Annotated in this window: 12 protein-coding genes; 9 read left to right on the top strand and 3 right to left on the bottom strand. The window is 72.1% G+C overall.

All coding sequences use genetic code 11. The features are described 5' to 3' along the window. Positions 1 to 161: 161 nt before the first annotated feature. The 8 genes from ACZ4WZ_RS28260 (at position 162) to ACZ4WZ_RS28295 (ending at position 6,688) form a co-directional block, all read left to right on the top strand. On the top strand, positions 162 to 662 hold the full coding sequence (locus ACZ4WZ_RS28260) for an HAD-IA family hydrolase (protein WP_467894605.1): 501 nt from the start codon (positions 162 to 164) through the stop codon (positions 660 to 662). Between the two features lie 43 nt (positions 663 to 705). After that, positions 706 to 1,929 (top strand): MFS transporter, encoded by a 1,224-nt coding sequence (locus tag ACZ4WZ_RS28265; protein WP_467894607.1) that lies wholly within the window; start codon positions 706 to 708, stop codon positions 1,927 to 1,929. Next, complete coding sequence (locus ACZ4WZ_RS28270) at positions 1,901 to 3,049, top strand: acetoin utilization protein AcuC (RefSeq protein WP_467894780.1); 1,149 nt, start codon at positions 1,901 to 1,903, stop codon at positions 3,047 to 3,049. Before ACZ4WZ_RS28265 ends, ACZ4WZ_RS28270 begins: the two co-directional genes overlap by 29 nt. Before the next feature lie 91 nt (positions 3,050 to 3,140). Continuing rightward, a complete protein-coding gene (locus tag ACZ4WZ_RS28275; RefSeq protein ID WP_467894609.1) occupies positions 3,141 to 3,971 on the top strand; it encodes a phosphatase in 831 nt (276 codons plus the stop codon). 115 nt (positions 3,972 to 4,086) lie between these two features. Next, the gene (locus ACZ4WZ_RS28280) at positions 4,087 to 4,296 is read left to right on the top strand and encodes a helix-turn-helix domain-containing protein (RefSeq protein WP_162688852.1); all 210 of its coding nucleotides are present in this window, start codon (positions 4,087 to 4,089) and stop codon (positions 4,294 to 4,296) included. A 143-nt stretch (positions 4,297 to 4,439) separates the two neighbouring features. Continuing rightward, on the top strand, positions 4,440 to 4,538 hold the full coding sequence (locus tag ACZ4WZ_RS28285) for a 30S ribosomal protein bS22 (protein WP_003948845.1): 99 nt from the start codon (positions 4,440 to 4,442) through the stop codon (positions 4,536 to 4,538). A gap of 96 nt (positions 4,539 to 4,634) precedes the next feature. Further along, complete coding sequence (locus ACZ4WZ_RS28290; RefSeq protein WP_467894611.1) at positions 4,635 to 5,687, top strand: NAD-dependent epimerase/dehydratase family protein; 1,053 nt, start codon at positions 4,635 to 4,637, stop codon at positions 5,685 to 5,687. Continuing rightward, positions 5,687 to 6,688 (top strand): lysophospholipid acyltransferase family protein, encoded by a 1,002-nt coding sequence (locus tag ACZ4WZ_RS28295; RefSeq protein ID WP_467894613.1) that lies wholly within the window; start codon positions 5,687 to 5,689, stop codon positions 6,686 to 6,688. The genes ACZ4WZ_RS28290 and ACZ4WZ_RS28295 overlap by 1 nt, the downstream gene beginning before the upstream one ends. Before the next feature lie 120 nt (positions 6,689 to 6,808). On the opposite strand, the gene ACZ4WZ_RS28300 is transcribed toward ACZ4WZ_RS28295, so the two are convergent. The 3 genes from ACZ4WZ_RS28300 to ACZ4WZ_RS28310 all read right to left on the bottom strand — a co-directional run bounded on the left by ACZ4WZ_RS28300 (position 6,809) and on the right by ACZ4WZ_RS28310 (position 10,381). Next, the gene (locus tag ACZ4WZ_RS28300) at positions 6,809 to 8,017 is read right to left on the bottom strand and encodes a DUF5667 domain-containing protein (protein WP_467894615.1); all 1,209 of its coding nucleotides are present in this window, start codon (positions 8,015 to 8,017) and stop codon (positions 6,809 to 6,811) included. Positions 8,018 to 8,247: 230 nt separating this feature from the next. Next, positions 8,248 to 9,048, bottom strand: coding sequence for an ECF subfamily RNA polymerase sigma factor, BldN family (locus ACZ4WZ_RS28305; protein WP_467894617.1), 801 nt, complete (start codon positions 9,046 to 9,048; stop codon positions 8,248 to 8,250). Positions 9,049 to 9,388: 340 nt separating this feature from the next. Beyond that, a complete protein-coding gene (locus tag ACZ4WZ_RS28310; protein WP_467894619.1) occupies positions 9,389 to 10,381 on the bottom strand; it encodes an HAD family hydrolase in 993 nt (330 codons plus the stop codon). A gap of 99 nt (positions 10,382 to 10,480) precedes the next feature. Here ACZ4WZ_RS28310 and ACZ4WZ_RS28315 point away from each other — a divergent pair, with 99 nt between their 5' ends. Beyond that, positions 10,481 to 10,759, top strand: coding sequence for a glutaredoxin family protein (locus ACZ4WZ_RS28315; protein ID WP_388939535.1), 279 nt, complete (start codon positions 10,481 to 10,483; stop codon positions 10,757 to 10,759). The last annotated feature ends 156 nt before the right edge of the window (positions 10,760 to 10,915 follow it).

The following is a 10,915-nucleotide window of genomic DNA, read 5'->3' on the forward strand; positions in this document are numbered from 1 at the left end:
TGCAGGGGGGACCCTGTGGGAGAGTAGGACGCCGCCGAACAATCATTGTGGGAAAGCCCCGCACCTTCTGGTGCGGGGCTTTTCTGCGTTCAGGGCGCGTTCAGCCGTTTACCAGCACGCGGTTCCCGTCAACCTCGGCTGACTGCTCGTATGGTGGCCCGATGGGCTACGAGCTGGTCATCTTCGACAACGACGGCGTCCTCGTGGACAGTGAGCCGCTCTCCGATACGGTCCCCACCTCGCGCGAGCTACGGCCCGTGCCCGGGGTGACCGAGGTGCTGGCGGCGCTGTCCGCGCTCGGCATGCCCTACTGCGTGACCTCCTCCTCCGGTCACGAGCAGATCCGGGCCACCCACGACGCGACCGGCATGGGCGAGTGGTTCGAAGAGGAGTGGATCTTCAGCGCGGAGGACGTCGGGCAGGACAAGCCTGCGCCGGATCTGTTCCTCCACGCCGCCGACATGATGGGCGTCGCCCCCGCGCGGTGCGTGGTGGTCGAGGCCGGCGCCGCCGGGGTGCGGGCCGCCCGGGCCGCCGGGATGGACGTGTTCGGCTTCACCTCCCTGGTCCCCGCCGAGGAACTCTCGGGCGCCACGGCCTGCTTCGGGGAGATGAAGGAGCTGTCCTCCCTGCTCGGGCTGGGCGACGGTTTGGGTGCGTGATCTCTCTACCCACCGGTAGCGGCGGGGCCTACGCTGTGCCGCCATGACGGTTGACGTACGGCTTCGCCGTGGGCGCGGCGCGCTCGGGTTCAGCTTCTTCGTGCAGGGGGTCGCCTTCGCCCTCCTGGTGACCCGGATCCCGGCCGTTCAGGACCGGTACGGGATATCCGACGGGCTGCTGCCCGCCTTCCTCGCCGGCGTGCCCGTCCTCGCCGGGGTCTCCAGCGTCGCCACCGAGCACCTGGTGAAGCGGGTCGGGCCGAGCGCGGTGCTGCGGTGGGCGCAGCCCGTCGTCCTGCTGGCCCTGCTCGGGGTGGGGGCCGGCCGGGGGATGGGGCAGGTGGCGGTGGCCCTGGGCGTGTTCGGGCTGGCGGTGGGCGCGCTGGACGCCTCGATGAACATGCTCGGGGTCAGCCTCCAGCGGGAGTACGGGCGCAGCGTCATGCTGGGCTTCCACGCCTCGTACAGCCTCGGCGGGATCCTCGGGGCGTCGGCGGCGTGGGCGGGGGCGCACTGGCAGCTGCCGCTGTTCGCGGGGTATCTGCCGGCGGTGGCGGTGTTGTTGCCGGCGGCGCTGCTGGCGAGCCGGTGGTACGTCGACGCGCGGGCCGGCGTCGGCAAGGCGGAGCAGGGGTGGCCGGCGGGCGGGGGGAAGCTGCTGCTGCCGCTGTGCCTGGTGATGGCCTGCGCGTACATCGGTGACTCGACGGTGGCGAACTGGAGTGCGAAGTACCTCCAGGACGTGCTGGGCGGCTCGGAGCAGCTCGCGACGGTCCCCTACAACGTGTACATGGTGACGACGCTGGCCGGGCGGGCCGTCGGCGACCTCGGGGTGCGCCGGTTCGGGGCGGTGGCCGTGGTGCGGGCCGGGACGGTGGTGGCGGCCGGCGGGTTCGCGGTGGTTGCGGTGGCGCCGGGGGCCTGGGTGGGGATGCTGGGCTTCACCCTGCTGGGGATCGGGCTGTGCGTGATCGTGCCGCAGACCTTCGCGGCGGCGGGGCGGTTGTTCCCCGGTGCTTCCGACACGGCGGTGGCGCGGCTGAACATCTTCAACTACGTGGGCTTCCTGATCGGTTCGCCGCTGGTCGGCGGGATCGGGGACGCCTGGAGCTATCGGGGCGCGATGGTGGTGCCGATGGTGCTGGTGCTGGTGACCTTGTTCTACGCCCGCTCGTTCGGCGCGGACCGGGCCCGATACGGTGTCGGGCATGAGCGGCGAGCCGGTGACCGGGCTGTTGATGTGGGACGAGGCGGTAACGGGGTATGACTTCGGACCGGGCCATCCGATGGACCCGGTGCGCCTGGCGCTGACCATGGGACTGGTCCGGGCCTTCGGGCTGGACCGGGAGATGGAGGTGCGGGCGGCCCGGGCGGCCGGGGAGTCGACGCTGCGGCTGGTCCACCGGGAGGACTACGTGGCCGCGGTGCGGGCGGTGTCGGCGGATCCCGGGGCGGCGGACGGCGCGTACGGGCTGGGGACGGTCGACGATCCGGCCTTCCCCGGGATCCACGAGGCGTCCGCGCTGATCGCCGGGCAGTCGGTGGCGGCGGCGGAGGCGCTGTGGCGCGGGGAGGCCGGGCACGCGGTGAACTTCGCGGGCGGTCTGCACCACGCGATGCCCGGCGGGGCGGCCGGGTTCTGCGTGTACAACGACGCGGCCCTGGCCATCGCGCGGCTGCTGGAGCTGGGCGCGGAGCGGGTCGCGTACGTGGACGTGGACGTGCACCACGGGGACGGGGTGCAGGCGGCCTTCTGGGACGACCCCCGGGTGCTGACGGTGTCGTTGCACGAGCACCCGCGGACGCTGTTCCCGCAGACGGGCTGGCCCGAGGAGACGGGTGGTCCGGGCGCCGAGGGGAGCGCGGTGAACGTGGCGCTGCCGGCGGGGACCGGGGACGAGGGGTGGCTGCGGGCCTTCCACGCGACGGTGCCGGAGCTGCTGGCGGGCTTCCGGCCGCAGGTGCTGGTGACCCAGCACGGGGCCGACACGCACTTCGAGGACCCCCTCGCGCACCTGGCGGTGTCGCTGGACGCGCAGCGCGCGGTGCAGGAGGCCTGTCACGCCCTGGCGCACGAGTACGCGGGCGGGCGGTGGCTGGCGCTGGGCGGCGGCGGGTACGCGGTGGTGGACGTCGTACCGCGGTCCTGGACGCACCTGGTGGGGATCGCGGCACACCGGCCGGTGGATCCGCGGGCGGAGGTGCCGCAGTCGTGGCGGGACGAGGCGTACGCGCGGACGCGGCAGCCGGGGCCGGCCCGGATGACGGACGGGCGGACGCCGGGATGGCGGGACTGGGACGCCGGTTACGATCCGGCGGACCGTACGGATCAGGCCGTTCTGGCGACGCGGAAGGCGGTGTTCCCGTTGCGCGGGATGCTGGTGTGACGGTGTGTCAGTCCTTGCCACGGTTACGCCAACTGTGGGGCCGTTCGGCGAAATTGATGAACCGGCAGATCCGGTGCGGCAGCATCGGAGGGTGTTGAGCACCGGCGCGTTGCGTGCGCATCTGCTGGCCGCCCGGTTGGCCGGGCCCGTCGCCACGACGCGGGAGGAGAGTCTGCGCAGGTACCGGCTGTTCGCGGCGGGGGATCCGCGGGTGTTGCTGGGGCTGGAGCCGGAGCGGCGCTGGGGTGTGGGCGAGCTGCTGGGGCTGATGGCGGCCAAGTGCGGGGTCTCGGCGGATCCGTCGCACGTCACGGGCCCGGACGTGATCGATCCGGAGCGGACGCTGGCGGCCCTGGAGGCCTTCGCGGAGCGTCTGGCGGTGGCGGCGGGGGCCCGGTCGCCCGTGCTGCTGGGGACGGGGCACCCGCACCGGCTCCTGCCCTTCTACGCCGCTTTGGCGGGGGCGTTGTCGGCGGCGGGATGTGTTGTCCTCACTCCGGCGCAGGGGGTGGATGTCGACATGGCGACCCGGTTCGGGGTACGCCCGCACCGCCTCGACTACGTACGGGGGGTCGCTCTGGTGCGGGAGCCCGGCGCGCGGGGGGCCGGGAGTGCCACCGGCGCACACTCCCATTCGCCGCTGCCGGTTCGGCTGGCGCTGGGTGCGCTGGCGGAGGCCGGGGGGCCGCTGCCGGAGCTGGTGGTGGGGGACCACGGGTGGGTCTGCGGTGCAGGTCAGCTCGGTGTGGAGGCGATCGGGCTGGGGGATACGGATGATCCGGCGCTGTTCGTCGGGGAGGCCGAGGGGCGGGTGGCGGTGGCCGTTCCGCTTGATGACGGGGTGCGCTCGGACTACTACGGGCCGCTGATCCGGCACGTGTTGCACCGCGCCGGGCTGTCGGGGCGTCAGGAGTGGCCGTAGCTCCTCTTCCCCACTCGTATCACCCGCCCCTACTCTGGGGAGTGAGCGTGCGACGACGAGGAGTAACCGGAGGGGAAGCCGGTGCCCGTCATGCGCGGAAGGTCAGGTGGGTGTCATGGCTGCTGGCGAGAGGCCTCTCAGCGAGGTTCAGTTCCTGACCGTGGCGGAGGTCGCCTCGGTGATGCGAGTGTCGAAGATGACCGTGTACCGGCTGGTGCACAACGGTCATCTGCCCGCGATCCGGGTGGGCCGGTCCTTCCGGGTCCCCGAGAACGCGGTCCACGAGTACCTCCGGGAGTCCTTCGTGGGGGTGGAGTCGGCCTGAGATTCGGCATCCTGTCGAGGCTCGGCCACACCTGCGGAGGGCTCGGATTACAAGCTCGGACCTCGGGCGGGTAGGCTAGGCCGACGTAGGTCGTGTGGGCCCAGACGCCCCGCACCAGTGAAGAGAAGTGAGCGAGGGTAGTCGTGGGCTCTGTTATCAAGAAGCGGCGCAAGCGGATGGCTAAGAAGAAGCACCGCAAGCTGCTCAAGCGCACCCGCGTCCAGCGCCGTAACAAGAAGTAAACGGCAGCTGTACGTGTTTTCCGCAGCCCCTCCACCATCCTGGTGGGGGGGCTGCGGTGCAGTCGGGGGTACTTCATCGAGGGAGGCGCTGAGCTCGTGGGGAAGGTCGTGCTCGTCACCGGGGCAGCCCGGCAGCTGGGGGGCCGCTTCGTGCGCCGCGTCCAGCGCGACCCCGAGGTGGAACGGGTCATCGCGGTCGACGCGGTGAGCCCGCCGCACCGGCTCGGTTCGGCCGAGTTCGTGCGGGCGGACATCAGGCAGTCGGCCATCGCCCGGGTGCTCGCGGAGCACGCCGTGGACACGGTGGTCCATCTCGCGGTCACCGGCGGCGCCGCCGCGGGCCTGCCGGGCGGGCGCAGCGCCGTCAAGGAAACGAACGTCATCGGGACCATGCAGCTCCTGGGGGCCTGCCAGAAGTCCCCGACGGTACGGCGGCTCGTGGTGAAGTCGAGCACCAGCGTGTACGGGGGCACGGCGCGGGACCCGGCCGTCTTCACGGAGACCACGCAGCCCAAGACGCTGCCGGCGGGCGGCTTCGCGAAGGACGCCGCCGAGGTCGAGGGCTACGTACGGGGCTTCGCGCGCCGGCGGCCGGACGTGGCGGTGTGCGTGCTGCGCTTCGCCAACATCCTGGGGCCGTTCGCGGACTCGGCGCTCGCGGAGTACTTCTCCATGCCGGTGATGCCCACGGTCCTGGGGTACGACCCGAGGCTGCAGTTCGTCCACGAGGACGACGTGATGGACGTGCTGCGGCTGGCGGCGGGGGAGCCCGAGCGGGGGACGCTGAACAGCGGGACCTTCAACATCGCGGGCGACGGGGTGCTGCTGCTGTCGCAGTGCGCGCGGCGGCTGGGGCGGCCGGCGGTGCCCTTCCCGCTGCCCGCGGTGACGTGGGTGGGGCAGGCGCTGCGGGCGGTGGGGGCGACGGACTTCTCGCCGGAGCAGATCCGGCTGCTGACGTACGGGCGGGTCGTGGAGACCACGCAGATGCGGGAGACGCTGGGCTTCCGGCCGATGTACACGACCGCCGAGACCTTCGCGGACTTCGCGCGCAGCCGGGGCGGCGGGCTGCTGCCGCCGGAGCGGGTGGGGCGGGCCGTGGGGCGGATCGCGGAGCTGTTGGACGTTGACGAGGGAGTGGAGCGATAGTGGCCGACGCCAAGGTCATCCCGTTCGACGAGGACCGGCCGCGCCGGCGGTCCGGCGCGGCCCGGAAGGTACGGGCGGTCCCGGACCGGCCGGAGGCGGTACAGCCGGTCGTGGAGCCCCTGGACGGGCCGGAGGCCGGGGCCGCGCGGGCGGGGGGTGACGGCGGCTGGGACCGGCGGATCGCGGGCGGGCTGGCGTTCCTGCGGCGGCGGATCACGGGCGAGTACGAGGTCGACGAGTTCGGCTACGACAAGGAGCTGACGGACCAGGTCCTGATGTCCTTGATGCGGCCGCTGTTCGACAAGTACTTCCGGGTGGAGGTCAAGGGCGTCGAGAACATCCCGAAGGAGGGCGGCGCGCTGATCGTCGCCAACCACTCGGGGACGCTCCCGCTGGACGGGCTGATGCTCCAGGTGGCCGTCCACGACCACCATCCGGCCGAGCGGCACCTGCGGCTGCTGGCGGCGGACCTGGTGTTCATGCTGCCGGTGGTGAACGAGCTCGCGCGGAAGGCCGGTCACACGCTGGCCTGCGCGGAGGACGCGCAGCGGCTGCTGGAGGCCGGGGAACTGGTCGGGGTGATGCCGGAGGGCTTCAAGGGGATAGGGAAGCCGTTCGGTGAGCGGTACAAGCTCCAGCGGTTCGGGCGGGGCGGGTTCGTCTCGACGGCGCTGCGAGCGGGCACGCCGATCGTGCCGTGCTCGATCGTGGGGGCGGAGGAGATCTACCCGATGATCGGGAACGCCAAGACGCTGGCGCGGCTGCTGGGGCTGCCGTACTTCCCGGTGACGCCGACGTTCCCGTGGCTGGGGCCGTTGGGGGCGGTGCCGCTGCCGACGAAGTGGACCATCCAGTTCGGGGAGCCGATCCCGACGGACGGGTACGCGCCGGAGGCCGCCGAGGACCCGATGCTGATGTTCAACCTGACGGACCAGGTGCGGGAGCAGATCCAGCACACGCTGTACAAGCTGCTGGTGCAGCGGAGGTCCGTCTTCTTCTGAGGCCCGGGCTTCTGGTGCCCGGGCTTCTGGTGCCCGTGCTTCTGATGTCCGGGCCGCTGGCGCTCGCGCGGGAACGCCAGGCGGGGTTGGAGCAGCCAACCGCGCCTGGCGTTCCGCTTCTTACTCGGCGTCCTCCGCCTGGATGCCCAGGCCCGGGAGGAGGCCCGGGAGGAGCGGCGGGAGGGTGATGTCCGGCTGGGGCTGGGCCGGGGCCGCCGGGGGCGGTGCGGACTGGCCGTGCGCCGGCGGATTCAGCAGGTTGCCCGTGCCGCCCAGGAGGCCGCTGCCGGGGGCCGGGGCGTGGCTTCCGGAGGGGCTGGGGGCGGCGGGGGACTGGGCCGAGGCCGGGCCGTCCGGTGCCGGTGCGGACTGCTGCTTGCCCGGCGCCGGGGCGCTCGGCCTGCCCGGGGTGCCGCCCGGGACGGTGCGGTGCTGCTCCGGGGGCTTGGGCAGCAGGCCCTCGAGCGGCGCCACCTCATCGTCTATGGCCTGGAAGACCGAAGTGACCTGGTTCCCCACGTCCATGAGCTGCGGCGGCAGGCTGGACCGGATCCGGCCCCACGCGTCGCGGTGGGAGTGGGAGAACGAGGACAGGGTCTGGATCGGGCCGAGCGAACCGTCCCGCTCGTAGGCGGCCTGGAGCAGCCGGTGGCCCTCCGCCGCGTCGTGCTGCATGCCTGCCAGCGCCCGCCGGATCGCGCCCAGGACCTCGTGGTCCAGGGGGCCGGAGCGGCCGCGTTCCATCAGCCGGCGCGCTTCGGACATGCGGTTGGAGGCTCGGTCGAGGTAGACCTCGCCCCGGTCCGGGCCCTCGTCGGCCATGCCCAGCTTCAGGTCCTCCATGCCCAGCTTGACCGGGTAGAGGGGATCACCGGGCAGGGCGTCGGTGCTGGCAGCGGCCACTCCGCTGAAGGCCCCTGCGGCCACACCCACGGTGAGGCCCCCCGCTGCGATGCCCTTGGACCAGCGGGAGCGGGGCCGCAATTTCCGGAGCGAGGTCGCCCGGTGGGCGCCGCGGCCGGTCCGCTGCTCGGGCACCAGAGGGTCCGCGGCGGCACCGCCCCCGGCCCTCTCCTCCATCACCATGGCCTCCATGGCGGCGACGAGCTGTGCTCGTTGCACCACTTTGACCTCGGGGTCCAGCACCGGGCGCGGCATTTCGCCGAGCACGTTCGCCAGGGCCAACAACCGTTCGTGGTCGGCGGATTCGGCAGGTGCCTCGGGCTGCTCGGCCGCCGGGTCCGGTTCTGAAAGACCGGACGCGGTCCGGTCCTCCAGGGCCTGGGCGAAGGCGTTCGCCCGCCGGTGCGGAGTCACGTTCGCGATCACTGGCGGCACCTCCTCTCGTCATGACGATCGACTCCCCCAGGTGTCCGGAAGGTTGCCTTCCTTGAGCACGTCCACCCTTTCGGGTGAGCGGCTTCGGGCAGGGCGTGTCCACAGGGAGCCTGCATTCCGCACAACGAGCGGCGCGGCACTTGGGTTACGGACGAAGGATGATCGGACCACAGCGTCATCGAGGGGTCACCGGGTGTGAGGTCGGGTCGTGCGGGAGAGGGTCAGCGGGCGTCGTCCGGCAGCAGGCGGGCCAGGGTGCGGACCGCCCGGTACTGGAGCGTTTTGATGGCTCCTTCGTTCTTGCCCATCACCCGGGCGGTCTCGGCGACCGAGAGGCCCTGGAGGAAGCGCAAGGTGACGCACTCCTGCTGCTGGGGGTTCAGTTTCCGTACGGCTTCGAGCAGGGCCGCGTTGGAGAGGGACTCCAGGACGGAGTCCTCGGGGCTGCGCTCCACCTCGTTGGCGTCGAGCATCTCGCCGGTGGTGACCTCCAGGCGGAAGCGGCTGGACTTGAAGTGGTCCGCCACCAGGTTCCGCGCGATGGTCACCAGCCAGGCGCCGAAGTCACGGCCCTGCCAGGTGAAGGTGGAGATGCGGCGCAGCGCCCGCAGGAAGGTCTCACTGGTGAGGTCCTCCGCGGTCGCCTTGCCGCCGACGCGGTAGTAGATGTAGCGGTACACCGTGTCGCTGTACTGGTCGTAGAGGCGGCCGAAGGCGTCCGCCTCGCCGGCCTGGGCGCGTTCGACCAGGTCCATCATGCGGGCCTGGTCGCTGTCCGCGGTGGGGCGGCGGGCGGTGGGCGTGCTGGTTCCGCCGGCGGCGGCCGCGCGACCGCGTCTGCCCACGGTGGCTCCGCCGTCCGTCAGGGCGTAGCAAGGGCCGGCCGGGCCGAGGCCGGCAGGGACCGCGGCGGCGAGGGCGGGGACGGCGTACGCGGTGGGGACGAAGCCGCGCAGGTGGTCGAGGACCGTCGCGCGCAGCGTAGCCAGGCCCGAGGCGTCAACCCCGACAGGTGGGTACACGGGACTCCCAGAGGCAGAGCTTCCATCACGTGCAGTGCGGGACCGTTCACCCGTCGTGGCGACAGATGGGCGGCGGCATGCGTTTGAGGAGAATAACGCTTCGTACAGGCAGCGCTACACCCAGTTGCCTAAATCACCGGTTCCGACATTTCTGTTGCGTGTCGAGGGCATATTCAGGCCCGGTTGGTGATCGATTCCTGATCGCTTGGAGACGCGGAATGGACGCTTCCACGCTGGCTCGCGACCGGGTCGGGCAGGCCGGAGTGCCGCGCCGACGGCGCGGGTAGAGGGGAGCGAATGACCGCCGGGCGGCCTGCGGGAAGGCCCTGGCCCGGTGTTGCTACCGGCGGCGCCGGTGCAGGGCGATGGCGGCGGCCGCGCCGCCCGCGATCGCGCCGACCCCGGCGGCGGCCGGGACGCCGACCTTCACGGCCTTGCGGCCGGTCCGATAGTCGCGCAGCCGCCAGTCGTGGGCCCGGGCATGCTTGCGCAGTTTTGTGTCGGGATTGATCGCGTACGGATGTCCGACCAGGGACAGCATCGGGATGTCGTTGTGCGAATCGCTGTACGCCGCGCAGCGTTCGAGGTCGAGGCCCTCGGCGGCGGCCAGCGCGCGCACCGCCTCCGCCTTCGCGGGGCCGTGCAGCGGCTCGCCGACCAGGCGCCCGGTGTAGATCCCGTCCACGGACTCCGCGACGGTGCCCAGGGCGCCGGTCAGGCCGAGGCGGCGGGCGATGATCGTGGCCGTCTCGACGGGGGCGGCGGTGACCAGCCACACCTTCTGGCCGGCGTCGAGGTGCGCCTGGGCCAGGGCGCGGGTGCCCGGCCAGATCCGCTCCGCCATGTACTCGTCGTAGATCTCCTCGCCGATGGCCGTGAGTTCGGAGACCTTGTGGCCCTTGACGATGGACAGGGCGCTGTCGCGCGCGTCCTGCATGTGCTCGGGGTCCTCGACCCCGGCGAGCCGGAACCAGGCCTGCTGCCAGGCGAAGCGGGCCAGTTCGCGGCGGCGGAAGAACTCGCGCTTGTAGAGGCCGCGGCCGAAGTGGAAGATCGCGGCGCCCTGCATGACGGTGTTGTCGAGGTCGAAGAAGGCGGCGGCGAGGTCGTCGCCGTGGACCGGGAACTCCGGCTCGGCGGCTTCGAGTACGGCCTCGGGGGCGGTCTCCGGTGGCGCTCCGGTCAGGGCCTGCGGCGCGACGGCCGGCCCGGCGGTGTGCGGGGCGCCGGCCTGCGCGGTCTTGCGGGCGGCCTCGGCCGAGGCCTCGCCGGCCAGCACGCTCCGCGCTGTCGCGGAGCGCTTACGGGGGGTGAGCCATCCGAGAGCGGCCATGACGCGAGCATAGCCATTGTGTTCGGGAGTTCCCGAACCGCCGGGAGACGGGGCGGTTAACTCTTCGGACCCCCCGGCCCGGCGCGGGACAATGGCCGCATGAGTCCTCTGCTGCGCCGTAAGGAAAAGAAGCGTCCCGAGGAGCGGATGGTGACGCTCGTGGGGAAGCCGGGGTGCCATCTCTGCGACGACGCCCAGGAGGTGATCGAGAAGGTGTGTGCCGAGACGGGCGCACAGTGGGAGAAGAAGGACATCTCGCAGGACGAAGAGCTCTACCGGCTGTACTGGGAGCAGATCCCGGTGGTGCTGGTCGACGGTGAACAGCACACCTTCTGGAGGGTGAACCCTGACCGGCTGCGGCGGGCGTTGGGAGCCTGACCGTTTCGCCCGTTACCATCATGGGCGATTTATGGGGACTCGGGGGCGTATCGATGAGGAGTGTGTACCGTTTTGCCCCCCTCGGGATTTGAACGGGTTCGGCCCGTTCCCGGTCCGGGCCCCCTCTGCCCAGCCCGCGTGACCCCGGTCACTTTG

The sequence above is a fragment of the Streptomyces sp. NPDC029122 genome (genome assembly GCF_055569445.1).

Excerpts from the sequence above, each read along its gene's own strand:
- ACZ4WZ_RS28260 (WP_467894605.1), top strand. The coding sequence starts at position 162 with ATGGGCTACGAGCTGGTCATCTTCGACAACGACGGCGTCCTCGTGGAC.
- ACZ4WZ_RS28265 (WP_467894607.1), top strand. The coding sequence starts at position 706 with ATGACGGTTGACGTACGGCTTCGCCGTGGGCGCGGCGCGCTCGGGTTC.
- ACZ4WZ_RS28270 (WP_467894780.1), top strand. The coding sequence starts at position 1,901 with ATGTGGGACGAGGCGGTAACGGGGTATGACTTCGGACCGGGCCATCCG.
- ACZ4WZ_RS28280 (WP_162688852.1), top strand. The coding sequence starts at position 4,087 with ATGGCTGCTGGCGAGAGGCCTCTCAGCGAGGTTCAGTTCCTGACCGTG.
- ACZ4WZ_RS28310 (WP_467894619.1), bottom strand. The coding sequence starts at position 10,381 with ATGGCCGCTCTCGGATGGCTCACCCCCCGTAAGCGCTCCGCGACAGCG.
- ACZ4WZ_RS28315 (WP_388939535.1), top strand. The coding sequence starts at position 10,481 with ATGAGTCCTCTGCTGCGCCGTAAGGAAAAGAAGCGTCCCGAGGAGCGG.